This window comes from Prochlorococcus marinus CUG1438 (genome assembly GCA_017644325.1).
Lineage (GTDB): Bacteria > Cyanobacteriota > Cyanobacteriia > PCC-6307 > Cyanobiaceae > Prochlorococcus_A > Prochlorococcus_A marinus_AA.
Genome location: JAEPLS010000001.1, coordinates 283,778 through 307,148, shown reverse-complemented (window position 1 = coordinate 307,148; position 23,371 = coordinate 283,778). Strand labels below are relative to the sequence as shown.

Below are 23,371 nucleotides of genomic sequence, written 5' to 3'. Positions count from 1 at the left end.
GAATTTAAGGGCCTATAATTTACTAATATATAGCATTCACAGTTTTTAAAATCACGATTTAAATTAATTAAATTAACTAATAAATTTTATTCATTGAAAGAATTACTTACGAAAAATTTAGAAGTGAAAGATAAATTTAACTATGAATTGCATAAGAAAGTTGATTCATACGAGAGTACTTTTTTATCCAGGCCAATTTCTTTAAGATTATGGTCTTCTTTTTTTGTGATTTTACCTATATTTATCCAAGCCCCTTGGGTCAGATTTGAACCAATTAGTGCTCTTTGTTTTACTTTTATTATTCTCTTAGGGTCCTTTATTCTTAATCGGAAAGGAACAAATAAATGGTTTATTGTAAGTTCATTGTTACTTGGCGTATCAGGGAGTTGGCTTGGTGGATGTTTGTTCTGGGGATGGTTAAGTCCATTCCCAATTTTGCACATTCCTGTTGAAGCTGTTGTTCTCCCTTTAGCTGTAATTGGACTTGGAACTAATTGGAAAATTGGTTCTAGTTTTTATCTCTCATCTCTATTTGGAACTGCAGTTACTGACATTACAATATTTTTAATCGGAATAATGGATCAATGGAGGGAGGTCATTACAGCAGATGCTGAAACAGCACCGCAAATTCTTCAAAATACATCTGAGAATCTTATCAATATAAAATCATTATCTATTATTGTTTTTGTTGGACTTATATTATGGTTTATTTCAAAAGAAATTTTTGATTCTGCGACTATTAATACTACTAGTGGTAAGGCACTCTTGGTTTCTAGTTATGTAATTCAAACGACACTAATAGTTGATGGTATTTTTATTTCTTTAGCAATTCTTCAACCAACTTTTAGCGGACTGGTTTAATGCTTAGGCCTCCATTTTCGCAAGAACCGATACCAATAAATGATTGGGATGTAATAGTTATAGGTGCTGGAGCTGCAGGACTTATGACTTCCCTTGAGTTGCCAACAAATTTAAAAGTGCTTCTTTTAAATAGAAACACTAGCAAGGTATCTTCTAGTAGATGGGCGCAAGGAGGAATAGCATCTGTTATTAGGCAAGATGATTCATTCGATCTTCATGCTAATGATACTTTAAAAGCAGGGGATGGGCTGTGTGATTTTCAGGCTGTAGAAATGCTTGTTAAGGAAGCTCCAGGTTGTGTGGATAGATTGCAGAATTTAGGCATGATTTTTGATCAAAGTTTTGATCAACTAGCTACTACCTTAGAAGCTGCTCATTCTAGAAGAAGAGTTTTGCATGTAAAAGATCGTACTGGAAGAGCATTAGTTGAAGTGTTAGAAGATCATGTTGAAAATAAAAAAAATATTCTCCACTGTAGAGGTGTAAGAGTAACTGAACTACTTATTGATGAGGAAGAATGTAAAGGAGTTCAGGTTCTCGATGGAGCAAATTTATACTGGATTCAATCGAGAGCTGTTGTTTTAGCTACGGGTGGAGGTGGCCATTTGTTTACTAATACAACTAATCCTGCTCAATCTTCAGGAGAAGGAATCGCTCTAGCATGGCAAGCCGGAGCTGCTATTGAAGATTTAGAGTTTGTTCAATTTCATCCAACTGCTTTAAAATTTTATGGAGCACCTTGTTTCTTAATATCTGAGGCACTTAGAGGAGAAGGGGCTATTTTAGTTGATAAAAATGGCGAAAGTCCAGTCAAAAATCTTAAAAATCGAGATTTAGCTACTAGAGACCAAGTAAGTAGAGCAATTATGAAGAATATGTATGAAAATAAAGTTGATCATGTTGGCTTAGATCTTAGATATATTGATCCAGAAAAAATTGTAGAAAGATTTCCCACTATCTTAAGTAGATGTCAGGATTATGGAGTTAATCCCTTAAATGAGGTTATTCCTGTTGCTCCTGCAGCTCACTATTGGATGGGAGGTGTTAAAACTGATTTAAATGCATCTACTACAAGAAAAGGATTATATGCTGTAGGAGAAGTTGCCTCAACTGGCGTTCATGGTGCTAATAGATTGGCAAGTAATTCGCTAATGGAATGCTTAGTTTTTGCGAGAAAAATGTCTTCAATTGTTTTGAATGATCCTCCTAAATTAGTAAAATTTGATAGATCACCCCAAGAATTTTATAGTCAAGCTCCGAAAGAGGATCAAATTTCTAAGATTGCTGAAAAAATTGATGAATTAAGAAAACTATGTTGGTTAAATTTAGGCGTATCTCGAAATAAGGCAAATATGACTGAATTTCTAAATTTTATTCAAGATGATATCGATACATTACATAAAAATGCTTTATTATGTAATCTTGAAAAAATAAAATTTGATCAAAAAATCAAATTTAGTGAACGCAATAGAAGAGTATTGAATCTTTTACTTGACTTAAAGAATAGACAAATAACAACTATAACTTTATTAAAAGCTTGTTTATTTAGAGAAGAGAGTAGAGGAGGGCATTATAGAGATGATTTTCCAGATAAAGATAAAAATTGGGAATGTCATACTAGACAACAGTTAGATCAAAAAATTCAAAAAAGATTTATTAAAAATTAGAATCTCCTTGATAGTTTGTTTTTATAGCTAATTCATTCAAGGCACGAGTACCACTAATGATTTCTCCATTTATTTCCCAAGAAGGAAATCCACTGATTCCTTTCGTTTGGCATAGCTCATAATCATTATTTTTACCATCTTTAGCACATTCAACTACCTTTAATTCTTTAACTGCCTGCTTACCAAATAATTGTTTCTGATCGTGGCAATGCGGGCACCAGTATGCACTATACATAACAATATTATTTTCACTTAAAAATTTTGCAAATTTTACCTTCTGGGGAGAGCTTGAAGTGGTAATTATTGGTGATACATTTTTAGTGGGGATTGCAACATCAATAGCGTTAGAAGGGTCTACGTTAGTTGACCAAATTAGTCCTCCCAGTAGGACACTAATGGCTACAATGAAACCTCTAAAAATCATAGGTTCTCTACTTTCGAACTTTGCTCCCATCATAGAAATTATAAAGATAGAAAAAGATAAAATTGCTGAAAGTATACAGAAAAAGCAATATGCTTGAATCTTAAAAAACATTATATTGATTAATAAAAAACTAAATGTAGCTGACGCACAAGATATTAGAAATACTAACCACCATAAAAACTTATTTAGTTTTTCTTTGGGGGAAATTAAATTAAGCGAAAGTATTATTGTGATAACTAATATTGATAAATACGTTATAAATCCTGCTAATGAGAGAGGTATATTAACTTGATTATTTGCAAATAAAGTACCCCAAGGACTATTTAATACTGTTTCACAACCGTTTTGTATCCCTGGGCATGAAAGCGAATTAAATAATCCCCAGTTTTTTAAAGTAATCGAACCTGTGTCCACTATGCCTATAGTGCTAAGAATTGCAATTATAATTTTTGGCCATTTCAGATCTTTTATATTTCTTCTGTTTAAAGTTTTAAGGGCCATACAAAATGAAAGTTTGTTATTTACATTATCTATCCTAATATTATCTTGGCATGAGAGTTATATACGAAATGCTTTTTAAATCTTTGAATTCTTATTTTTCAAGTTGTGAAACAAAATAGTCTTAATGTAAAAGAAAAAAGACAATCTAAGATTGCATTCACTCATGTTGGTTGCGAGAAAAATCTCGTTGATACTGAACATATGCAAGGCTTATTAGATAAAGAAGGTTATACAGTTGACAGCAATATAAATGATGCAAATGTTGTTGTTGTAAATACTTGCAGTTTTATTGAAACAGCTAGAGAAGAATCTATTAGAAAAATTCTGGAATATACAAATCAAGGAAAGGAAGTAATAGTTGCTGGCTGTATGGCTCAGCATTTTAAAGATGAACTTCTAAAAGAAATTCCTGAAATAAAAGGTTTGGTGGGAACAGGAGATTATCAAAAGATAGCCAAGGTTTTAGACAGAGTAGAAAAAGGTGAAATTGTTAATGAAGTTTCAAAAATTCCGGAATTTATTGCAGATGAGGAAATGCCTCGTTTTGTAGATAAAAACAAATTTGTTGCTTATCTTCGTATTGCTGAAGGTTGCAACTATAATTGCGCTTTTTGTATTATTCCTAAGTTGAGAGGTCCACAAAGAAGTAGAACAATAGAATCTATAGTTTCAGAAGCTAAAAGTCTTGCAAACCAGGGTATTCAGGAAATCATATTAATTAGTCAAATCACAACTAATTATGGTCAAGATATTTATGGTAAACCATCATTAGCTAAACTTTTGAATGAGCTTTCTAATGTTCCAATTCCTTGGATAAGGATTCATTATGCTTATCCAACGGGTTTGACTGATGAAGTTATTAAAGCTTTCAAAGATTCAAAGAATATTGTCCCTTACTTTGATTTGCCACTTCAGCATAGTCATCCAGATGTGTTGAAGAGTATGAATAGACCTTGGCAGGCTTCTTTGAATGAATCAATTTTAGAGAAAATTAGAGAGGAAATCCCATCTGCTGTATTAAGAACTAGCCTCATTGTTGGTTTTCCAGGCGAAAAAAAAGAACATTTTGAACATCTTCTCAAATTTTTGGATAGGCACAAATTTGATCATGTGGGAGTGTTTATTTTTTCTCCTGAGGAAGGAACTGCAGCTTTTGATTTACCAAATAAAGTATCCCCAGAGGTTGCAGAGGCAAGAAAAGATAACATTATTTCAGTTCAACAAAATATTTCTAAAGAAAAAAATCAGTCATATGTTGGTTCAAAAATGAAGATTTTGGTAGAAAAAATATCAGAGAATAACGAATTAATAGGTCGATCTTACAATTTCGCGCCTGAAGTTGACGGAAATGTGATTTTATCTGTTAATGCTAATAATGCCTTGAAAAATTATATTGGTAAATTTGTTGAAGCAAATATTTGTTTTGCTGATGAATATGATTTGTATGGAGAAACTATTAAAATTTCTAGTAGTTTAAATTAATTTAACTGCTCTTAAGAGCTTATCTAAAGCGAAAGCAGCCCCAAAACCAAAACCAATAAATGCAAAATAGAAAATGATGTTCATTAATTTTTATATTTTTATTTAATTTACCATTAGATTAAAAGATTAGATTTTTTCGTTTAAATTCTTAATCTTGGATATACGGTAATTTTTTGTATAAACATTCTTCTGCTTTTTGTAGTTCACGGCCTAAATATAGAGCATGATCGAATCTAGTTATTAAGTCATTTCTTTCTTCAGTAATCAATATTCCAAGTTGTTTCGCACTAATTCCTTCAAAAACTTCATTACAAACTCTTTTATTTTGAGAGTCGCATTTAATTGGTTCATTTGTTTCTGGGTCAAGCGCATATCCGTCATCATTAATATTATTTAGAAAGTGCTCTAAAATTATTTTATTTTCTTCTAAATCTACTTTTATAATGAAATAACCGTTTGGATCTAAGTCTATATATCGATTGGATAGACTATTATCAATCTTTATTTTTTCATCTAAACTTTGACTTGAATCCATTTTGGGAGTCTAATTTCAAACTATATTACCAATATAATCTTTGGTAAAGCCGAATAATTTTTTATTTAAAGGGTATAGATTTATTTTCAAAATCAATTTCCATTTCAGTTTGTTTATTAACTTCATTTAGCCAAGGACTAATTATATTTTCCATATTTTTGTCAAACCACTTATGCAAGCTAATGGTGCTTTTTGCAAAAAAACCCCTCCGTCTTTTATGTTTACCACCCGCTCCAGGATCAAACAAATGGATACTATTTTGTATTGACCATTCAATTGGCTGGTAATAGCATAATTCAAAATGTAAATTAGATATTTCTTCTTGACTACCCCAATATCTACCCCATAAGTTGTTTTGATTTTTAACGCACATTGACATAGCAAAAATTTCATTTGAATCATGTTTTGATGCACTAAAAAGTAAAAGATTTTTTTTATTATCAACCAGTGTTTCGAAAAATGTAGATGTTAGATATTTACTTCCCCAAACTCCCCACCTCGAACAATGCTGTTCATAAAAATTATGCATTTTTTTGAGGATTTCTTGGTTGATATCATCTTCATCAAAAATTTCTACTTTAATATTCTGTTTAGCAATTGATTTCCTCTCTTTTTTTATATTTTTTCTCTGATTAGAGTTAAATCTAGATAGAAAATCATTAAATGTTTTTTCTCCATTACTCCTCCATTCACTGCTGGAATTTATCCATTCATGGTATCCCAAAGATTTAAGATGGCTGCCCCAGCTTTCATCAACATATAAAAAATTACAACTTAGAATTTTGTTTTTAATCGCAAAGCTTTCGATGTGGTTTATAAGTAAATTTGTAATTTCTTTCTTGTCTTTATTTTTTTTATAAAGAAATTGATATCCATTTATGGGACTATAAGGACTCATTCCTATTAATTTAGGGTAATAATTTAAATTAAGCTCTTGAGCCAATCTTGCAAATGATTGGTCAAAAATGAATTCTCCATAGCTATGATTTTTTAAAAAAAGTGGGGCAATTCCTAATATCTCTTCATTTTTAAAAGCAACAAAATATAGTGGCTGCCAACCAGTTTCTCTTGAAACGCTTTTTGATATCTCTAGGTTTTTAATCCAAGTCCATTCATAAAATGGATTATTAATTTCATTTGCTAATTCATTCCAAATCTCCTTGGAGATTTCCTTAATTGATAATTTGACTTCAACTTTATGTATTGGTTGGTTCATTTATTATTAAATCTATTTTAAATTTTTTTGTAATGAATATGGATTTCATTATTCATTAAATTTTTAATTGATTTTATTTCCCATAGTCTTTCGAGATTAAAAATCGCATTTGTATGTTCTGGAGGGATCCATGTATATCTACCTCCAATGATTCGTGGAATTATTGTAATTTTTATATCTGTTATTAGATCCTCTTTTATAAATGAATTTATAAGTTTTGCACCTCCTAAAAGAGCTAAATCATTTATCCCTTGTTTTTTGAGTGAAATTAAAGTTTTTTCCCATGAATCTTCGAAAAAGAGTTCTTTCTCGAATTCATTATTCGACGAATTATCAACTTTACTTGAGCTTATTAACCATCTTCTAATTGGTTGACGAAAGTATTTCCAATTACTGTTAAATTTTTTGCTATTTGAAGCAACTATAGAAATTGGTTGCCTTTTTGATATATTTACTTCGTCATTATCATTGAGATTTTTAACTAGGTAAGTTGATTGATGAGCTATTAAAGTACCTAAACCAAAAATGGTGGCGTCAACCATTGATAAGTTTTGATTTAATATTTTTTTATCTTCATCGCTTCCAAGATGCGATTCTCCACCTCCAGGAAATGCAATTCTCCCATCAAGACTTGATGCTATAACAATTATTACTCTTGGGATACTCAAGTGTGTGTTACTAAACTATTCTCAAATTTCAACTTCAATGAATTGGTTAACTTTTGATCAACATAAATTTCGGCAGCATTATTTGGGCTCTCTTGGAGTCTTATTTTGTGTAATGTTGCACCAAGTTGATGTATTGGTTTTTTAAGAATATCAGAAATATATAAAGCTATATTTTCAGCAGTTGGAACACAATTATGGAAAAATTCTATGTCTTTATTAAGAAAAGTATGATCTAGTTGCTCAACAACTAAATCGTTAATTATCTCTTGGAGGGCGGATAAGTCGCAAACCATGCCTGTTCTTTTATCAATGTCTCCTTTTACAGTTATATCGACAAGATAGTTATGACCATGTCCATTAACTCTGGCACATTTCCCATAGATTTTTTTATTTTCATCAAAGGATATCTCTTCTTTTGCAAGTCTATGAGCTGCTGCAAAATGAGTTTGTACTGTTAAAAATGCTTCCATGTTTTTTCCAAAATAATCTGCCCATAAATTTGGGTTTTCATAAAGTCTTAGACTTGTAAGAGGTAGATCATCCTTCAGACGACTCCAAATGACCTTTACTAATGCTTCAGTTGTGGGAAGTATACCCTCTTGATTATCAACATTAAATTCAGGCCAGACATCATTTAAAAAACGAAAATCTAATTGTCCAGTAACCTTATCTTTAATAGAGTGTTTTACATCAGAGAGGTTAAGTACCATTCCATCAGAGTCTAGTTCTCCACCCATTGAAACAATAAGTTCATAGTTATGACCATGTCCTGGTGCAATACTGCACTTTCCAAAAAGAGATAAATTTTCTTCTGGGCTTTTTTCAGGAAGCCAATAACGGTGACTAGAACTAAAGCAGGCACGTCGAGTAATGACGCATTCACGTCCTTTTCCATGCAATGGTTTGGATTGTGTAGAAGTCATACTTGTCTGCAATAATACTATCTTAAGGTTTTAAATACGCTTTTGTCTTTATGGAACAATCCATTATCGAAAAAACAGTTCATGCTATTAAGGGCAGAAGCATATTTTTAATAGGAATGATGGGTTCTGGTAAGTCAAAAACTGGTTTGAAGCTGGCTGAATTATTGAAGTACAAATACATTGATTTAGATTCATTAATAGAGAAGTTGGCAAAAAAATCTATCAATCAAATTTTTAATGATGAAGGGGAAGATAATTTCCGTGAATTAGAGGCAAACTGCCTTAAAGAAACTATCAAAATCCCCTCATTAGTAATCTCAACTGGGGGAGGAATAGTTACCAAATCGGAAAACTGGGGAATCTTAAGACAGGGAATAATTGCTTGGATAGATCTCGACAAAGATATAGCAATTGAAAGATTGAAAAATGAAATTGATAATAGGCCACTTCTTCAGGGAAAGAATCTAAATGATCTTTATATGAGCATTTTTCAAGCTAGAGAAGATTTATATTCTCAAGCAGATTTAAGAATTCAAGTAAAAAAAGAAAATATTGAAGAAGTTGCTATGAAAATAATTAATGCAATTCATAAAGAAATAATCAGTTAATCTGGTTCAATTCTTACTGCAAACCATTTGATAACGTATCCTAATTTTATTTCTAATTCATAAGTGCTTTCCAATAATTCTTCAAAAAATTCATTATCAGGATCTTCTATATTTTGATATATTGTTTGTGTTTCTGTCTTACTAAGCCAATTCTTTAACCATAAAATTGCTTCTTGCTTTGATACAATTTTTTCTTTTGAATCTGGTTCTAATAATACATAATGATCTGATGCTCTTATTAGTGGATTTGACATAATGAAAATTCTTCTTGGACTAATTCTTTGCTTGATTTTTCAAGGAATTTTTTTAGAAAGTTCTTTCGCTCTTATAGATTCTAACGTACGAGAGTTTTTGGAAAATCGTGTAAATCAATGGCCAGAATTATATTTGCCAAATTTTAAATTATCAGATACTTCTAAGGATTTAATTTATCCTAAATGGTTCGAGGGGAATTGGCTTGTTACTTCTCAAGATATAGTTAATGATTCAGAAGAGCCAGTAATTTATGAAGTAAATTTCTTTAAGAATGATTCAGATTTAATTGTTGGTAATCGTGCAAAAAATTCTGAATCTATTGGAAAAGCAATATTTGGTGAAACCTTAATCAAGGTTGTAAATGATCCTCAATCTATTAATAATCAAATTACTTATTTAAAAGATGATTTTTATATCGATTCAAGAATTACAGGCAGAAATCAGATCCAAGATGATGATATTTTTTTCGCAGATGAGCTAGTTATACAAACAGCACATAAGCCAGGTGCTTCAAGGATTAATCAGGTAGAGACAATTAGTAAATTTCAAAAATGTTCCGAAGAAATATTGGAAGTTGATAATTCAATTAAACCATCAATTTGTGGAGTGCAATATGTTGCTTCTTATGGTTCAAAAGTTGGTGATCCTTCTATTCACGCTATAAAAACAAATAAATATAAACTAAAGTTTGAATTTATTGAGAGTTAGCACTAAAAAGATATTCTTCTAAGTTGTTCCTCCAAATGAAAAGATTTTCTAAATAAGGGTTGTTTATGTATTCTTGGCTTCCCTCTCCTGAAAGAATTGGTCCTGCAGACTTTGGAAATTTAAGAAGGGATAATTGAGCAGCAATTGAAATGTCTGCAATTGATAAACTATCTCCAACTAAATATTTCTTGTTGATCAAGGATTTTGATAAAGCTTCCAGTAATTTTTGGAGTTCTAAATTATCTTTAGAAGACAAAACTACATTAGAAATTTTACTAAGATTTTTAAAAGGTAATTTATCAACAATACTTTTAACTGAAGAAGGTATTTCATCTGGAAGTAATGCAGTTCTGAGCTGTGGATTTTCTATTGCAGATTTTATTAAAGCTTTTCTACAAGTTGTAGCCATTGTAGTATCTGCCCAGTCTTCAATTAGTTTGCATTGTGCAAATAATATTGGATCCTCCGGAAAGAGTGGATTGTTTTCATTTTTTTTATCTAAATATTCGCAAATAGTTGAAGAGTCATTAATTACTTGATCATTACTATCGACTATTACAGGTACTTGTTTTTGACCTGATAATTTAAAGATTTCAAATTGTCCTATTCCAGGTGTTACTTCTTCAACTCGATATTGTAGTTTTTTTGCATGAAGAGCCATTCTTGTTTTTAAACAAAAAGCACTATGCCTAAATTGATATAATGTAATCATGCTGTTTAATGTTTGTTAAAACTTAGCTAAAAAAGTAATCTAATTGTGGAGCTGATGGGCGAATTTTTCTCTAATGTTGCGAGATATCCAAAGTATTTGATTTCTATCATTGTTGGGGGACTTGTTGCTTTGCTTGAACCTTTATTCAAGAATAGATCAAATCCACTCACAATAATAGGTTTAATATCTTCTGTCATAAGTGCTTTCATAACTGTTTATTTTGTCTTGCAAGCGATGACAAACCCTATAAATTTACAATCATAATGCCAAATAATTACCGTCTTGCAAAAGTTTCTTCTCTTTTGAAGAAAGAAATAACCCTTATTTTGCAGAATGATTTAGAAAATGATCTTATTAGAGATCATTTCGTCAATATTTCTAAGATTGATTTATCAGGTGATTTGCAACACTGTAAAATTTATATAACTTCAACCGCTGAAGATAAAGTAAGGAAAGAGATTGTGGAAAACTTGAATACTGCTAAAAGCTCTATAAGGCATAGTCTAGGAAAAAGAATTGAGATGAGAAGAGTTCCAGAGATAATTTTTAAAGACGATGTTGTTCTAGATAAAGGATTATCAGTTTTGAAACTTCTCGATGAATTAAAAAATAAAAATCAAGGGAATAATGATGAGGATAAAAATGCCAATAGTTGATCTACCCCTTGATCAAAGAAATATAATTATTACTCGATCAAAAGAAGGGATATTGGATATAAAAAAGATATTCACAAGCAAGGGCGCTAATGTATTTGATTTGCCTGCAATAAGTATTGGCGATCCTGATGATTTGAAACCTCTTGACGACGCATTGAATCAAATAAATGAGTTTCATTGGATTATTTTTTCTAGTAGTAATGGGATCAAATTTGTGGATAAAAGACTTAGATACTTTAAGAGTTCACTAAAAGAATGTTCTAAAACAACAAAAATCGCCGTAGTCGGAGAAAAAACCTCAAAAACTCTTGATGATTTTGGGATTAAGGCTGATTTCATACCTCCAGAATTTGTTGCTGAAAGTTTAATTGATAATTTCCCAGTATCTGGTTATGGACTTCGAGTTTTCGTACCAAGAGTTCAAACAGGTGGTAGGGATTTAATTGCAGATCAATTTAGAAAGGCTGGTTCTCGTGTATTTGAGGTTGCTGCATATGAAACTAGATGTCCTGAATCAATTCCCCAAGAAACAATTGATATTATTTCTAATCGAAAAGTCGATGCAATTATTTTCTCAAGCGGTAAAACCGTAGTAAATGCTTCTTTTTTACTAGAAAAAAAACTTGGTAAACAGTGGTTAGAATATTTTGATCAAATTAAGTTATTAACTATTGGACCTCAGACAACAAAAATATGTAAGAAGATTTTTGGAAGAGTTGATAGTCAGGCTCAAAAATATACTTTTGAAGGACTATTAGATGTAGCAATTAATATTTTTAGTTAGAAAAATTTTTTGTATAGTTCTTTTCAACTAAATCTTTGAACCTATCAATATTTGCCTGTAATTCGTTTGTAACCATTTTGCCTAAAATATTTTCTTCCATAAACCGAGCAATCATTTTTGGTAGTTCATAAGTTATGGCTAAATTGACCGTTGTGATTTGATCAGTTTTACTTTCGAAAACTACTGATCCCTCGGTTGGTAAACCTCCTATTGATTTCCATTTAAGTTTGCTTTTTTCAACCCTTTCTGTAATTTGAGCTTTCCATTTAAACTTAAAGCCATTTGCAGCTAAAGTCCATTCTGTTAAATCTGGTAACGTATTAGTTTCTTCGTCAACAGTTTTTACAGATTCGATCCAGCTCATCCAAAGTGACATTGAGTCTAAATCGCTCCATGTATCCCATACATTTTCAAGAGGCGCATTAACGACCGTTATTACGTCATGTTTTAGCCAAGTACCCATGAATTAACTTACTGCAAGATTTTTTGCTAATTCGGCTTTCTTCTCTAAAATTGCGGCAGCAGCTAAATGACCACTCATTGTAGCTCCCTCCATAGAGTCTATATAATCTTGTTTTGTGTAACTACCAGCCATGAAGAAATTAGATATAGATGTTTTTTGATCGGGTCTGAAAGGTTCCATGCCGGGAGCTTCTCTGTAGAGTGATTGTGGAATTTGTACCACGTTACTCCAAAGTAATTTGAGGTTTTTTGAGGATGGGAATAGACGGCGAACCTCTTTATCTATTTCTTTTGTAATTCTTTCTGTAGATCTTCCCATCCATCTATCGCCAGGAGTTAAAACACATTGGAGAAGTGATCCCATATCTTTTTTTCTATAGTCTGCTGGACTTGCTAGTGCTAAATCAGCAAAACAACTAAAAGAGGCATCAGCGGAATAAAGAAGGTTATCTAGTCCAATGGGTTCGTTTCCAGTATTATCTTTTTGCAATTCAGTAACCCAACCGTCATATCTTAGCTGGATAGTGGCAACAGCAACTGCTCTAAGTTTTTTCAAACCTTCAAATTCTTTAAATTGATACCATTCTTTTGGAATTATTTTTTTTATTCCAGGAACATCACAGGCAGCTAGAAATTTATCTGCAAAAACTGCCTTAATTCCTTCAGGAGAAGTTATTTTTAATTGATTAACTGAATAAGAGGAAGATTCCTTTTCATAAATAATTTCTTCTACCTTATGGTTAAGATGGATTTTTGCCCCTTTGTTTGTGATGTAGTCGACTATAGGTTGAGTTAACCACTTATGCGGAGAACCTTTTAAAAGGTTAAGTTTTGAGGCTTCTGTTTTTGAGGCAAACATCATGAAGATAGTTAACATACATCTTGCTGAAATATCTTTGCAATTGATAAATCCTAAAGCATATGCGATAGGATCCCACATTCTTTCTAAACTTTTTTCACTTCCACCATGATTTAAAAACCATTCTCTAAAACTAATCCTATCTAGATCTCTAATTATTTTCATTGCGCCTTCATAATCTATCAATCCTCTAACAATTGGACTTGTTCCCAAAGCTAGGGCATTTCTGAACTTATCAACCCAAGTAAGTTGTTCAGTGGTAAAAAAAGCTTTTAGTCCGTTGAATGGGGCACCCAATGGGAATCTGAAATCTAAAGATCTCAAATTTCCACCATTATTGATGAACAGATGAGTATGATCTTTCGGGAGTAAATTATCTAATGCTCCCACTTTTTTCATTAATTTAAATAGATTGGCATAATTGTAAAAAAATACATGTAAACCCATTTCTATGTGGTTGCCATCTTTATCTTCCCAACTTCCGACTTTACCTCCCCAAAATGACCTACTCTCATATATTTCTACTTCATGACCTTCATCAACTAAATTGACTGCTGCTGTAAGACCAGCTAATCCAGAACCAACTATTGCAATTTTCACTTTTTTATAATAATTATAACAAATCAAGTTTGGATATTGTTTGATCTATGCATCCTATCGATTAAGTTTTTATATTATAAATAGTAGGAATCTTTGTTTATGGAAAATGTAGAAGTTAAAGACGAAATTAAAAATTCTGATGATGGCAAAGGGATCTTAATTACTAATGATGCTATAGAGCAAATTTCAAATTTATTAAAAGGTCAAAGTGATAAAAAAGCACTCAGGGTAGGAGTAAGATCAGGTGGATGTAGTGGAATGAGTTATACGATGGATTTTATAGGAAGTAATGAAATAAATCCCGATGATAAAGTTTATGATTATTCATTAAAAGCTGATCAAAGTTTTCAAGTTGTTTGCGATCCAAAAAGTCTTTTGTATATTTATGGAATGCAATTAGATTTTAGTAAGGAATTAATTGGCGGTGGCTTTAATTTTGTAAATCCTAATGCTTCTCAAACTTGCGGTTGTGGAAGCTCTTTTGCAGTTTAATTAATAATGAATAACGAAATTAATCCCATCGAAGAAGACTTTAATTCAGCTTTATCAAGATATAAAGCTGGCCAAGATTTAATTTCAATCGTTCAAGATTTTCAAAAAATTATACAGCAAATTCCAAATCATTTTGCTGCTTGGACTTGTCTCTCATGGCTTCAATTACTTTTGAAGAATAACGAAGAAGCTTTGGCAGCTGCCAGACAAGCTGTTCGATTAAATCAGCAAGATCCACAAGCAAGAATGAATTTGTCTTTAGCCCTTTTGGCTACCAATAATAAAGGTGTTAGGGATAATATTGAGTTAATAAAAAAAATGTCTATGATGATGCCAGATGTGAAAAGTGAGTTGAAAGAATCTGTTGAAGACGGATTAAGTAGATATCCTGATTGGCCTGAATTAAATAAAATTAAAAAATGGTTAGAATTCTAAATTGACTAAAATTTTAATACTAAGCAATGGGCATGGAGAAGATTTATCTGGGAGTTTAATAGCTAAGCAATTCGTAAAAAGTGGTTTTTCTGTAAATGCTTTGCCAATTGTTGGTAAAGGCAACCATTATGAGAAAGAAAAAATTAATATTATTGGAAAAACTAAAGAATTTAGAACTGGAGGAATTGGATATAATTCCTTTAAAGGAAGATTAACTGAGATATTTGGAGGTGAAATATTTTATCTTTTAAAAAAATTATATTTAACTTTTAAAATAAGAAAAAAATATGACTTCTTTTTTATAGTTGGAGATATTGTCCCAGTTTTTTTTGCATGGGTTTGTAATAAAGATTTTTTTACATATCTAGTTGCTTATTCAAGTCATTATGAAGGGAAGTTAAAATTACCATGGCCTTCTAAATTTTTCTTGCTCTCGCCAAAGGCAAAAACAATATATACACGAGATTCTCTTACAGCTTATGATTTAACTTTGCAACTAAAAAAGAAAGTGTCTTTTTTAGGCAATCCATTTATGGATAGGTTTTTTTCAAGAAATAAAGAGTTAAATAAATCTGAATTTAGTATTGGATTATTTCCAGGCAGTAGATTTCCCGAGATTTTAGATAATTTTGTTTTAATTTTAGAGGTATTAGAGGCATTATCGGATTCAAGATATTTTCAAAAAATTGAGTTCAATTTTGCAATAGTTAATGCTTTTTCTTCATCAAAGATAAGCGAGATATTGAAAAATAGAAAATGGTTATATTTAGAAAAAATAAATGAGAAGTATCCCATGAAATTCCAATATAAATACTTAAGGGTTAATTTATATTGGAATACTTTTGACGAAATCTTGTTGAAAAGTAGATGCTGTATTAGCATGGCAGGAACAGCAGCAGAGCAAGCTATTGGATTAGGAAAACCAGTTATTCAGATTGAAGGTAAAGGCCCACAATTTACAAAATCTTTTGCAGAAGCCCAAAGACGCTTGCTGGGATCATTTGTTTTTTGTGCCAGCAACTATAAGGATAAAAATGATCAGATAAATCAGACAATCCAATTAATAATAAAGGTAATATATCTTATGAAACTAAATAAGAATTTTTTGATTTCGTGTAATCAAAATGCAAAAAAAAGACTTGGTGAAAACAATGCTTGTATTAAGATTGTTGATGATATGAATTTTGTCATGAAAAATGACTAAGGAAATTAACCAAAATAATTTAAAACAAATAATTGATAATTTTTTATTAATAAATTTATTTGCAGTAGTTTTTTTTGCAATATTTTTTATTTTCGCAATCATAATGCAATTAAATGGGATATTTATTTTTATTAATTTTATTCAAAGAGTTTGGAACCCTCTTATAGTCCCATTAATAACAATTCTAATTATTGGTGCTTTAGTAAACGGTATTAATTCTTGGTGGAGGCGTAAATTGCTTTCTCAAGAAGAGGATATTTAAAATTAAAATTTTTAAGTTTAGTGCTTATTACTTTTTGACCTTCGAGGACAACTTTTGCTCCATCTCCTAATAATATTTTAAGAACTGCTCCTGGTACTGGCAGTAAATTAGGCCTATTAAGGCATTTGCCTAAAGTCCGAGAAAAATCTTTCATTAATACTGGCTTTGGCGCTACAGCATTAATTACGCCTGAATACTTTTTATCAACTAATGCTTTAGTAATTAAGGCACATAAATCACTTCTATGAATCCAACTCATCCATTGCATTCCATCACCAATTGGCCCACCTAATCCAATTTTAAAGACAGGAAGCATTTTTCCTAATGCGCCTCCATCTGCTTCTAGAACAATTCCGATTCTGAAAATAACTAATCTTGAGAAAAATGGTTTTTCAACAGCAACATCTTCCCATTTCTTGCAAAGATTAGCTAAAAAGTCTTTTCCTTCTATACTATTTTCAGTGAACTCATCAGACAAACTGGTACCGTAGTAACCTATTGCTGATCCACTTATAATGACTTTTGGGGTGATTCTGAAATTTTTTAAAGTATTCATCATAAATTTCGTAGTATTAACGCGACTATTTTCAATCTCTTTTTTTTGAGCAGAAGTCCATTTCTTTTCTGCTATGGGTTCTCCCATTAAGTTAATAATCCCATCTGCCTCTCGTAAAATATTTAAAAGATTTTCGTTATTCCAGTTTTGTTCTTTTGATAAATCTATTTGAATAAATTTAAATTTATTCAAATTTAATTTAAGGTTTAATTTATTTATGGGTTTTCTACTTACAATCGATATTTCGTGATTTTGATTGAGTAGAGTTGGCACTAATTCTTTACCAACAAATCCAGTACAGCCAAGAAGTAAAAGACGCATATTTAAAGAGATTTATTAACTTAGGCTATTAAATTTTTTAGATGTTTGTAATTAATATTCTGTTATCTGTTTTTTTAAATATTTATCAAACAAGTTTTTGTATAATAAACTTCAAATAACTTTGTTAACTTAATTATGACAGATTCTATTCAAAAGAAACCTCTTAAGAAAGGAAGCTTAGTTTTTGTCGATAGAGAAAATTATATAAAAAGTATCGAGGCACTTGCCAGTGATGATGATTTACCTAATTATATCTTTGAAGGTCCTGGAGAGATTCTCTCGGTGAACGAGGAATATGCTCAGGTAAGGTGGCGCAGACCTGTTCCAGACGTTTGGTTGAAATTAGATCAACTTAAAGAGTATATTCAATAAATTTTTATGCTTAAAAGTTTTTATTTTTTTTCTCTCTAGACATCTTTGATTGTATTCTCTTTGCTTCTTTGATCATTTCTTTACCATCAAATAAGTAATCATCTACGTATCCTTGTGTATATCTATCAAATTCTGATAGTGCGTCTTTAACTTGTGAAAAACAATGATACAGATCGAGGCCTAAAGCTGAAGTAGAATTTGGAACTATTTTTTTGTTATAAATTTTTTCAACTTTTTCTATTTTCTTTTGTGAAAGACTTATGTAATTGCAAAAATTTTCCATTAGTTGGTCATCATATGGATCAGCAGATAGTTCTTTTATTTCATTATTCAAAGGTTTAATTATTTGGCTAATTAATCTATTAATCGGAGTATAAATTTCTTTAATCCATGATTCAACTTCTTTGTCTTTAATTGATGAATTATATTTTTTTGAATTAAAATTATCTTCCCAGTTTTCATTGGATAAATCAAACATTGGACTGGAAGATAAAAAATTTCTATCATATTTTTCTTTTTTGATAGGGTCATTCAGAGTCTCCCAGGCATTTTGTATTGCAAGAAATCGCTCTTTTTTCCCGCCTGCATCAGGATGATGTTTCTTAACTAAAGAACGGTATGAAGATTTAATTTCACTTTTAGTTGCATTTTTTTTGAGGCCTAATTCTTCATATAAATTTTTATCCATTTTTATAAATTAGAGATTAGAGATAACCATCTTTTCTGGCTTGAATCGAGGTATTAGATTCAAACATTGCTGTCGATAAATATCTTTCACCAAAACTTGGTAAAATAACTATTAATCTTTTGTTTATTAGTTCTTTCCTTTCTCCAATTTTTATTGTTGCAGCCAAAGCCGCACCACTACTGATACCTGATAATAGGCCTTCTAATCTAGCTAATAAACGTCCATAATAAAATGCTTCATCATCATCTATTTTTATAATTTCATCTATTAATTCAGTATTAAGAACTTTAGGTACAAAACCTGCTCCTATTCCTTGAATCGAATGAGATCCTGCTTTATCCCCCGAAATGACAGCACTTTTTTTGGGTTCTACAGCATAAATTTTGCAATTAGGATTAACTTTTTTCAAAAAACTTGCGCAACCAGTAATTGTTCCTCCTGTGCCTACTCCTGTAACTAGTCCATCTATATTCTTATTCGTTTGTGCCCATATTTCTCTAGCCGTTGTTCTTTCATGAATATCTGGATTAGCAAAGTTTTCAAATTGATTAAATTGATAGGCATTTGCAATACTTGAAGACAATTCATTAGCCAAATCTAAAGCTCCTTTCATTCCTTCTTTACCTGGTGTTAGCTGTAATTCAGCTCCATATGCTCTCAACATTGCCCTTCTTTCAATACTCATCGTATCTGGCATAGTTAATATCAATTTGTAGCCTTTTGCCGCAGCAACCATAGCTAATGCAATTCCAGTATTGCCACTTGTCGCTTCAATTAACGTTGTTTTATCTGGCGTTATTAATCCTTGTTCTTCAGCTTTACATAGCATCGAATAAGCAATGCGATCTTTAACGGAAGCTGATGGATTGAAACTTTCTAATTTGGCTATTATCTCTGGATAACAATTAAAATATTTCCTGATTCGATTTAATCTAACTAATGGGGTATTTCCAACTAGAGAAGTTATATCATTTGCTATTTCCATGAAATGATTATTTAAATTGCAAAATTAAATCTCCCCTAATACATAATAATTGTATTTAATCATCTTTTATATAAATTTTTTGAAAAGAATTTAATTTAAAATATCTTTCTGCGTGAAAATATTTATTATTATAAGAGTTAGTTTTGATAATTATTATGTATTCGCTGGAACTAAGTCTGAGATATTCACCTTTTCCACTTTCAATTCAGAAAAAAGAATTTGAAGATGTTAAAAGAATTTATGATGAAATAAAAAGTTCAATGAATGAAAGTGATGAACCCTCAAGCTTGATTGAATTAAAGTGTGACAAAGTGCAAGACAAATTAATTGCTGTAAAAGCTAAAGAAATCATTTCTGTTCAGATATATGAAAAATCATCTGTAGCAGGAGGAGCTAAAAGGCCAGGATTTTCTCTTAACATAGATTGATAGAATTAATGCGAGGTTCTGTTGAAAATCCAATACCATTTATAGATTTCAAAGATGTATCGTTTTCATATAACAATCAAGAAAATTTGATTAATAAATGTAATTTTTCAATAAAAAAACCTGGATTCTGGATGATAGTCGGTAAGAACGGAAGTGGTAAAAGTACTCTTTTAAAATTAATAAATGGAATAATTAAACCCAAAAATGGAATAGTGCAATGTAAAGCAAATATTGGCATGGTATTCCAAAACCCTGATCATCAAATACTAATGCCAAATTGTAGAAGTGAACTTCTGATCAATATTAATCAAAATTTAACTGATTACGAAATTTCAAAAAAAATTGAGGCTGTACTAGATAAGGTGGGATTGACTGGCTTTGAAAAAAGACCGGTGCATACTTTAAGTGGTGGACAAAAACAACGCTTAACTATTGCATCCGCTCTTATAAGTAATAGAAATTTTATTCTTTTGGATGAACCTACCGCTCTTCTTGATCAAACTAGCCAATTAAAAGTTTTAAAAACTATTAAAGATCTAACAAATAACCACAAAAACCCATTATCTGCTTTGTGGATTACTCACCGTTATGAAGAATTAAATTGTGCTGATGCAGTAGCAGAGTTAAAAAATGGTGTTTTATCTAAATGGCAAAAACCATCAAAATTTCAATATAATTAACTATTAACTTGTCATAAGGGACTTTAAAGAGCTAAATTCATTTTATATTCCTCGGTAGCTCAGCGGTAGAGCGATCGACTGTTAATCGATTGGTCGCAGGTTCGAATCCCGCCCGGGGAGTTAAATATCAGATTTCTAAGACTTCAGGTTATGTCACTTGAGGTCTTTTTTAATAATCTGATTGAGATCTGAAGAAAATTAGATTCTAAAATTTAAAAATATCATTAAAGATTTGAAACATTTCTCATAAAATATCTAGAGTATTTTAATGTTATTTTTAATATAGTTGAATATGGAAAATAAGGTTTATAAGGTAGGAGGATTATTTTCAGGAGTTGGTGGAATCGAACTTGGTTTCTCTGATAAAGAAAAATTTAAAATTGTATGGGGAACAGATATTGATAGATATGCTTCAAAAACTTATAGAAAAAATTTCTCTCACCCATTTTATGAAATAGACATTAATCAATTACAAGGAAAAGATTTAGAAGCAGTTGACGTACTTGTTGGGGGTTTTCCTTGTCAGGCATTTTCTGTTGCAGGTTATCAAAAAGGATTTGTAGATAAAAGAGGTGATGTCTTTTTTCAAATTATAAGATTAATAAATGAGTTACCCAAAAAACCACAAGTTCTTTTACTAGAAAATGTTAAAAATATTTATACTCATGATAAGAAAAAAACATTTAGAATAATTCAAGAAAGTTTAGAAAATACTGGATATTGTGTTCTTTCAAAAATTATGAATACTTGTGAATATACTTGTGTTCCACAAAACAGAGAAAGAACTTTTATTTTTTGTTTTCTGGAGGACAAAGATATTTGTTTTGATTCTTCAAAACATAAATCAACATATTTAAGTAAACTATTTCCTACTGAAAAAAAGATTAAACTTAAACCTATTTCTGATTTTCTAGAAAGTAATGCTGTAGATGAAAAGTATTACTATAGGAAAGATAAATATAATTATAATGATTTAATAGGATCTATTACTAAAAAGAATACTTTTTATCAGTGGAGAAGAGTTTATGTCAGAGAAAACAAAAGTGGAGTATGTCCAACTTTGACAGCAAATATGGGGACAGGGGGTCATAATGTTCCTTTAATTAAGGATGATTATGGTATTAGAAAAATTACACCTAGAGAATGCTTTAACCTTCAAGGATTCCCAAGAACTTTCAAGTTACCCAGAGACGTTCCAAATACGCAACTATATAAACAAGCAGGTAACTCAGTAACGGTAGATATTTTTAAAAAATTCTCATCAATTATTTATAATTATTTAAGAAAAAATGGATCTTAAGACTGAATTTAATTTCATGATTGTATAAGATTTATATAAATAATTAGATTTTTTTCGCACCATTATCTACCCACTTCCAAAGATATCTCGCAACTATACTTCTATAAGGTCTTGCCCAATTAATTTGAGAGAGATTTGATGATAATCTTTCACCATAAATTTTAAAATATGCTTTTTGTAAAGTTGAATCATTATATGGAAATACATTATTTCTACCCATATAAAATAATAGAATAATATTTGCAGACCAAGGACCAAACCCCTTTAATTCTTGAATTTTAATTTTTGCATCTTCATCATTCATGGTTTCCCATTTTTTTATTATGTATGGATAATCCATAAAATATTTAGCAGTCTCTTTCATAAAAGAAATCTTTGAATGAGAAATACCTAAGTCCCTGAGTTTTTTATTATCAAAATCAATTATTGATAAAGGTGAGATTAGTTCGGAGTTATTAATTTTGTCCCTTAAACGTTGAAAAATTATGCTTGATATATGGTTTGAAAGTTGTTGATTAATTATAATTTTTATCAATTCTTCAAAGTTAAGTTCTTTTTTTTCTAAATTTATATAACCTATTTGCTTAACTATTAAACTAAAAGTCTTATCTTGACTTTGAAGATTCTGAATAATACTTTTTGACTCTAAGTACATTTAATTTAGAAAATTTTTAATGTTATTAACATTTATAAAATCCTTACTTAAAATACAATAGTTTTCTGCATCCATCTTTGTACGTGCGTAAAGTATTGCACTTTTAGGCAATATTTGTTTCTCTTGAATTTTTTCTTGTGAATAGTGGGTATAAAATTATAACCATCTTTAGTGCTGAGAATGGTCACTTTAGTTAAGAAAAATTTAATTACTTTTAAGCAAAGTCTTTTTACTTATTTTTAAAAGTATCTAACTTTGGGTCTCCAATAATTGTTTTGAACAAATTTGTAAAATTATAAAATGAATGTGAATATAATTCATTAATATCCATACCGATCAATTCTTTATTTTCAATATTTAAAGTTGAGTTATCAAAACTAATTACTAAATTATTTTCTATCCATTTATAAGGATAGAGTCTTAATTCCATCCTTTTTTTCGCTTTATATATTTTTGACTCTCCATAATTTGAATCTATAAGATTTTTGATCCATATAGATGCCGAAGAGGTTCTGTCAACACAAATATAATCTATTTTGTTTATGTCAACCTCCATTCCACATACATGAAAAATATTATTTTGACGAATAACAAAAAAATAATAAATTTCGTCTAATCCTTTGTAGTCATTTTTAACATGCAATAATTTATTTTTTAATAATTTAGACCAATCATTAACAATCCCATCGAATTGTCTATTCCTAAAGGCATCATCTAGGTCATTACCTGCATCCTTAAATTTTTGTGCTAACGAGGTTTCTCCCGATAAAGAACCTTTCTTGCCATTCCAGGAGAGCATTTTTGCATCTGCGCCATATTTTTTATTGAGATTGATAATATCTACAGGATAACTTCCAGAACCGACAGGATCTGCTCCTAAACATTGGACCAACCATTGTTCTATATGTTCTTTTGGGACTTGAATAGGAATCTCGGACTGATTATTGACTAATTCCGGTTGAGAAAAGATTGCTTTAAATAAAAAATATTTAAGTAGATTTTGTGCATCTCGATTGAAAAAATTTTCCAGTTTATTCTTATTTAATGGTGTTATTACCATTTAATTGATCCT

General features: G+C 30.6%; 29 protein-coding genes and 1 tRNA gene. 16 read left to right on the top strand and 14 right to left on the bottom strand.

Going from position 1 to position 23,371, the window contains the following annotated elements:
- Positions 1-93: 93 nt before the first annotated feature.
- Together JJ847_01820 and nadB are read left to right on the top strand one after the other, a co-directional pair.
- Positions 94-861 carry a DUF3120 domain-containing protein gene (locus JJ847_01820; protein ID MBO6959623.1) on the top strand — a complete coding sequence of 256 codons (768 nt, stop codon included), beginning with the start codon at positions 94-96 and terminating at the stop codon, positions 859-861.
- Positions 861-2,528, top strand: coding sequence for an L-aspartate oxidase (gene nadB, locus JJ847_01815; GenBank protein ID MBO6959622.1), 1,668 nt, complete (start codon positions 861-863; stop codon positions 2,526-2,528). The genes JJ847_01820 and nadB overlap by 1 nt, the downstream gene beginning before the upstream one ends.
- Here the strand turns inward: nadB and JJ847_01810 are convergent.
- A complete protein-coding gene (locus tag JJ847_01810; protein MBO6959621.1) occupies positions 2,518-3,453 on the bottom strand; it encodes a vitamin K epoxide reductase family protein in 936 nt (311 codons plus the stop codon). The two genes, nadB and JJ847_01810, sit on opposite strands and share 11 nt — an antisense overlap.
- Positions 3,454-3,558: 105 nt before the next feature.
- On the opposite strand from JJ847_01810, the gene rimO reads away from it, so the two are divergent.
- Positions 3,559-4,935, top strand: coding sequence for a 30S ribosomal protein S12 methylthiotransferase RimO (rimO, locus tag JJ847_01805; GenBank protein ID MBO6959620.1), 1,377 nt, complete (start codon positions 3,559-3,561; stop codon positions 4,933-4,935).
- A 148-nt stretch (positions 4,936-5,083) separates the two neighbouring features.
- Here the strand turns inward: rimO and JJ847_01800 are convergent, their stop codons facing one another.
- From JJ847_01800 to JJ847_01785, 4 genes are all read right to left on the bottom strand, one after another.
- Positions 5,084-5,470 (bottom strand): DUF4346 domain-containing protein, encoded by a 387-nt coding sequence (locus JJ847_01800; GenBank protein ID MBO6959619.1) that lies wholly within the window; start codon positions 5,468-5,470, stop codon positions 5,084-5,086.
- A gap of 61 nt (positions 5,471-5,531) precedes the next feature.
- A complete protein-coding gene (locus JJ847_01795; GenBank protein MBO6959618.1) occupies positions 5,532-6,686 on the bottom strand; it encodes a GNAT family N-acetyltransferase in 1,155 nt (384 codons plus the stop codon).
- 17 nt (positions 6,687-6,703) lie between these two features.
- Positions 6,704-7,354 (bottom strand): dihydrofolate reductase family protein, encoded by a 651-nt coding sequence (locus JJ847_01790; GenBank protein ID MBO6959617.1) that lies wholly within the window; start codon positions 7,352-7,354, stop codon positions 6,704-6,706.
- On the bottom strand, positions 7,351-8,277 hold the full coding sequence (locus JJ847_01785) for a 6-carboxytetrahydropterin synthase (protein ID MBO6959616.1): 927 nt from the start codon (positions 8,275-8,277) through the stop codon (positions 7,351-7,353). The genes JJ847_01790 and JJ847_01785 overlap by 4 nt, the downstream gene beginning before the upstream one ends.
- A gap of 50 nt (positions 8,278-8,327) precedes the next feature.
- Here JJ847_01785 and JJ847_01780 point away from each other — a divergent pair, with 50 nt between their 5' ends.
- Positions 8,328-8,885: a shikimate kinase gene (locus tag JJ847_01780; protein ID MBO6959615.1), complete on the top strand. Its 558-nt coding sequence runs from the start codon at positions 8,328-8,330 to the stop codon at positions 8,883-8,885.
- Here JJ847_01780 and JJ847_01775 read toward each other — a convergent pair.
- Positions 8,882-9,139, bottom strand: coding sequence for a chlororespiratory reduction protein 7 (locus tag JJ847_01775; protein ID MBO6959614.1), 258 nt, complete (start codon positions 9,137-9,139; stop codon positions 8,882-8,884). The genes JJ847_01780 and JJ847_01775 overlap by 4 nt on opposite strands.
- A gap of 1 nt (position 9,140) precedes the next feature.
- Between JJ847_01775 and JJ847_01770 the strand changes: the two genes are divergently transcribed.
- On the top strand, positions 9,141-9,848 hold the full coding sequence (locus JJ847_01770; GenBank protein ID MBO6959613.1) for a POLO box duplicated region: 708 nt from the start codon (positions 9,141-9,143) through the stop codon (positions 9,846-9,848).
- On the opposite strand, the gene JJ847_01765 is transcribed toward JJ847_01770, so the two are convergent.
- Positions 9,835-10,560, bottom strand: coding sequence for a glutathione S-transferase family protein (locus JJ847_01765; protein ID MBO6959612.1), 726 nt, complete (start codon positions 10,558-10,560; stop codon positions 9,835-9,837). The genes JJ847_01770 and JJ847_01765 overlap by 14 nt on opposite strands.
- A 54-nt stretch (positions 10,561-10,614) precedes the next feature.
- Here JJ847_01765 and JJ847_01760 point away from each other — a divergent pair, with 54 nt between their 5' ends.
- Genes JJ847_01760 through JJ847_01750 form a run of 3 tightly spaced genes read left to right on the top strand, consistent with a single transcriptional unit; the run spans position 10,615 to position 12,000 of the window.
- Positions 10,615-10,824 (top strand): DUF751 family protein, encoded by a 210-nt coding sequence (locus JJ847_01760; GenBank protein ID MBO6959611.1) that lies wholly within the window; start codon positions 10,615-10,617, stop codon positions 10,822-10,824.
- Complete coding sequence (rbfA, locus tag JJ847_01755; protein ID MBO6959610.1) at positions 10,824-11,216, top strand: 30S ribosome-binding factor RbfA; 393 nt, start codon at positions 10,824-10,826, stop codon at positions 11,214-11,216. Before JJ847_01760 ends, rbfA begins: the two co-directional genes overlap by 1 nt.
- On the top strand, positions 11,203-12,000 hold the full coding sequence (locus JJ847_01750; protein MBO6959609.1) for a uroporphyrinogen-III synthase: 798 nt from the start codon (positions 11,203-11,205) through the stop codon (positions 11,998-12,000). The genes rbfA and JJ847_01750 overlap by 14 nt, the downstream gene beginning before the upstream one ends.
- Here JJ847_01750 and JJ847_01745 read toward each other — a convergent pair.
- Together JJ847_01745 and zds are read right to left on the bottom strand one after the other, a co-directional pair.
- A complete protein-coding gene (locus JJ847_01745) occupies positions 11,993-12,463 on the bottom strand; it encodes an SRPBCC family protein (GenBank protein MBO6959608.1) in 471 nt (156 codons plus the stop codon). The two genes, JJ847_01750 and JJ847_01745, sit on opposite strands and share 8 nt — an antisense overlap.
- Positions 12,464-12,466: 3 nt before the next feature.
- Positions 12,467-13,921: a 9,9'-di-cis-zeta-carotene desaturase gene (zds, locus tag JJ847_01740; GenBank protein MBO6959607.1), complete on the bottom strand. Its 1,455-nt coding sequence runs from the start codon at positions 13,919-13,921 to the stop codon at positions 12,467-12,469.
- A 99-nt stretch (positions 13,922-14,020) separates the two neighbouring features.
- Here zds and JJ847_01735 point away from each other — a divergent pair, with 99 nt between their 5' ends.
- Genes JJ847_01735 through JJ847_01725 form a run of 3 tightly spaced genes read left to right on the top strand, consistent with a single transcriptional unit; the run spans position 14,021 to position 16,052 of the window.
- Entirely contained in the window at positions 14,021-14,413 is a 393-nt protein-coding gene (locus tag JJ847_01735) for an iron-sulfur cluster assembly accessory protein (GenBank protein MBO6959606.1), read from the top strand.
- 6 nt (positions 14,414-14,419) lie between these two features.
- Positions 14,420-14,848: a hypothetical protein gene (locus JJ847_01730; GenBank protein MBO6959605.1), complete on the top strand. Its 429-nt coding sequence runs from the start codon at positions 14,420-14,422 to the stop codon at positions 14,846-14,848.
- Position 14,849: 1 nt separating this feature from the next.
- Positions 14,850-16,052: a hypothetical protein gene (locus JJ847_01725; GenBank protein ID MBO6959604.1), complete on the top strand. Its 1,203-nt coding sequence runs from the start codon at positions 14,850-14,852 to the stop codon at positions 16,050-16,052.
- A 212-nt stretch (positions 16,053-16,264) separates the two neighbouring features.
- Here the strand turns inward: JJ847_01725 and JJ847_01720 are convergent, their stop codons facing one another.
- Complete coding sequence (locus JJ847_01720) at positions 16,265-17,191, bottom strand: TIGR01777 family oxidoreductase (GenBank protein ID MBO6959603.1); 927 nt, start codon at positions 17,189-17,191, stop codon at positions 16,265-16,267.
- A 135-nt stretch (positions 17,192-17,326) separates the two neighbouring features.
- Here JJ847_01720 and JJ847_01715 point away from each other — a divergent pair, with 135 nt between their 5' ends.
- Positions 17,327-17,563 (top strand): NAD(P)H-quinone oxidoreductase subunit O, encoded by a 237-nt coding sequence (locus JJ847_01715; GenBank protein MBO6959602.1) that lies wholly within the window; start codon positions 17,327-17,329, stop codon positions 17,561-17,563.
- A gap of 10 nt (positions 17,564-17,573) precedes the next feature.
- Here JJ847_01715 and JJ847_01710 read toward each other — a convergent pair whose 3' ends face one another.
- Together JJ847_01710 and cysK are read right to left on the bottom strand one after the other, a co-directional pair.
- The gene (locus JJ847_01710; protein MBO6959601.1) at positions 17,574-18,251 is read right to left on the bottom strand and encodes a DnaJ domain-containing protein; all 678 of its coding nucleotides are present in this window, start codon (positions 18,249-18,251) and stop codon (positions 17,574-17,576) included.
- Between the two features lie 16 nt (positions 18,252-18,267).
- Positions 18,268-19,236, bottom strand: coding sequence for a cysteine synthase A (cysK, locus tag JJ847_01705; protein MBO6959600.1), 969 nt, complete (start codon positions 19,234-19,236; stop codon positions 18,268-18,270).
- 155 nt (positions 19,237-19,391) lie between these two features.
- Here cysK and JJ847_01700 point away from each other — a divergent pair, with 155 nt between their 5' ends.
- The 4 genes from JJ847_01700 to dcm all read left to right on the top strand — a co-directional run bounded on the left by JJ847_01700 (position 19,392) and on the right by dcm (position 21,644).
- On the top strand, positions 19,392-19,664 hold the full coding sequence (locus tag JJ847_01700) for a hypothetical protein (protein ID MBO6959599.1): 273 nt from the start codon (positions 19,392-19,394) through the stop codon (positions 19,662-19,664).
- A gap of 8 nt (positions 19,665-19,672) precedes the next feature.
- On the top strand, positions 19,673-20,344 hold the full coding sequence (locus JJ847_01695) for an ABC transporter ATP-binding protein (GenBank protein ID MBO6959598.1): 672 nt from the start codon (positions 19,673-19,675) through the stop codon (positions 20,342-20,344).
- A gap of 48 nt (positions 20,345-20,392) precedes the next feature.
- Positions 20,393-20,464 (top strand) — tRNA-Asn (locus JJ847_01690).
- Positions 20,465-20,636: 172 nt separating this feature from the next.
- Positions 20,637-21,644, top strand: a complete 1,008-nt coding sequence (gene dcm, locus JJ847_01685; GenBank protein MBO6959597.1) for a DNA (cytosine-5-)-methyltransferase — start codon at positions 20,637-20,639, stop codon at positions 21,642-21,644.
- Between the two features lie 43 nt (positions 21,645-21,687).
- Here the strand turns inward: dcm and JJ847_01680 are convergent, their stop codons facing one another.
- Entirely contained in the window at positions 21,688-22,299 is a 612-nt protein-coding gene (locus JJ847_01680) for a DNA-3-methyladenine glycosylase 2 family protein (GenBank protein ID MBO6959596.1), read from the bottom strand.
- A 229-nt stretch (positions 22,300-22,528) separates the two neighbouring features.
- Positions 22,529-23,359 (bottom strand): hypothetical protein, encoded by an 831-nt coding sequence (locus JJ847_01675; protein ID MBO6959595.1) that lies wholly within the window; start codon positions 23,357-23,359, stop codon positions 22,529-22,531.
- Positions 23,360-23,371: the final 12 nt, after the last annotated feature.

What these genes read in the sequence shown, in the direction of transcription:
- nadB (MBO6959622.1), top strand. Translation starts at nt 861, where the DNA reads ATGCTTAGGCCTCCATTTTCGCAAGAACCGATACCAATAAATGATTGG.
- JJ847_01810 (MBO6959621.1), bottom strand. Translation starts at nt 3,453, where the DNA reads ATGGCCCTTAAAACTTTAAACAGAAGAAATATAAAAGATCTGAAATGG.
- JJ847_01800 (MBO6959619.1), bottom strand. Translation starts at nt 5,470, where the DNA reads ATGGATTCAAGTCAAAGTTTAGATGAAAAAATAAAGATTGATAATAGT.
- JJ847_01795 (MBO6959618.1), bottom strand. Translation starts at nt 6,686, where the DNA reads ATGAACCAACCAATACATAAAGTTGAAGTCAAATTATCAATTAAGGAA.
- JJ847_01785 (MBO6959616.1), bottom strand. Translation starts at nt 8,277, where the DNA reads ATGACTTCTACACAATCCAAACCATTGCATGGAAAAGGACGTGAATGC.
- JJ847_01780 (MBO6959615.1), top strand. Translation starts at nt 8,328, where the DNA reads ATGGAACAATCCATTATCGAAAAAACAGTTCATGCTATTAAGGGCAGA.
- JJ847_01775 (MBO6959614.1), bottom strand. Translation starts at nt 9,139, where the DNA reads ATGTCAAATCCACTAATAAGAGCATCAGATCATTATGTATTATTAGAA.
- JJ847_01770 (MBO6959613.1), top strand. Translation starts at nt 9,141, where the DNA reads ATGAAAATTCTTCTTGGACTAATTCTTTGCTTGATTTTTCAAGGAATT.
- JJ847_01765 (MBO6959612.1), bottom strand. Translation starts at nt 10,560, where the DNA reads ATGATTACATTATATCAATTTAGGCATAGTGCTTTTTGTTTAAAAACA.
- JJ847_01760 (MBO6959611.1), top strand. Translation starts at nt 10,615, where the DNA reads ATGGGCGAATTTTTCTCTAATGTTGCGAGATATCCAAAGTATTTGATT.
- rbfA (MBO6959610.1), top strand. Translation starts at nt 10,824, where the DNA reads ATGCCAAATAATTACCGTCTTGCAAAAGTTTCTTCTCTTTTGAAGAAA.
- JJ847_01750 (MBO6959609.1), top strand. Translation starts at nt 11,203, where the DNA reads ATGCCAATAGTTGATCTACCCCTTGATCAAAGAAATATAATTATTACT.
- JJ847_01745 (MBO6959608.1), bottom strand. Translation starts at nt 12,463, where the DNA reads ATGGGTACTTGGCTAAAACATGACGTAATAACGGTCGTTAATGCGCCT.
- JJ847_01735 (MBO6959606.1), top strand. Translation starts at nt 14,021, where the DNA reads ATGGAAAATGTAGAAGTTAAAGACGAAATTAAAAATTCTGATGATGGC.
- JJ847_01730 (MBO6959605.1), top strand. Translation starts at nt 14,420, where the DNA reads ATGAATAACGAAATTAATCCCATCGAAGAAGACTTTAATTCAGCTTTA.
- JJ847_01720 (MBO6959603.1), bottom strand. Translation starts at nt 17,191, where the DNA reads ATGCGTCTTTTACTTCTTGGCTGTACTGGATTTGTTGGTAAAGAATTA.
- JJ847_01715 (MBO6959602.1), top strand. Translation starts at nt 17,327, where the DNA reads ATGACAGATTCTATTCAAAAGAAACCTCTTAAGAAAGGAAGCTTAGTT.
- JJ847_01710 (MBO6959601.1), bottom strand. Translation starts at nt 18,251, where the DNA reads ATGGATAAAAATTTATATGAAGAATTAGGCCTCAAAAAAAATGCAACT.
- cysK (MBO6959600.1), bottom strand. Translation starts at nt 19,236, where the DNA reads ATGGAAATAGCAAATGATATAACTTCTCTAGTTGGAAATACCCCATTA.
- JJ847_01700 (MBO6959599.1), top strand. Translation starts at nt 19,392, where the DNA reads ATGTATTCGCTGGAACTAAGTCTGAGATATTCACCTTTTCCACTTTCA.
- JJ847_01695 (MBO6959598.1), top strand. Translation starts at nt 19,673, where the DNA reads ATGCGAGGTTCTGTTGAAAATCCAATACCATTTATAGATTTCAAAGAT.
- dcm (MBO6959597.1), top strand. Translation starts at nt 20,637, where the DNA reads ATGGAAAATAAGGTTTATAAGGTAGGAGGATTATTTTCAGGAGTTGGT.
- JJ847_01680 (MBO6959596.1), bottom strand. Translation starts at nt 22,299, where the DNA reads ATGTACTTAGAGTCAAAAAGTATTATTCAGAATCTTCAAAGTCAAGAT.
- JJ847_01675 (MBO6959595.1), bottom strand. Translation starts at nt 23,359, where the DNA reads ATGGTAATAACACCATTAAATAAGAATAAACTGGAAAATTTTTTCAAT.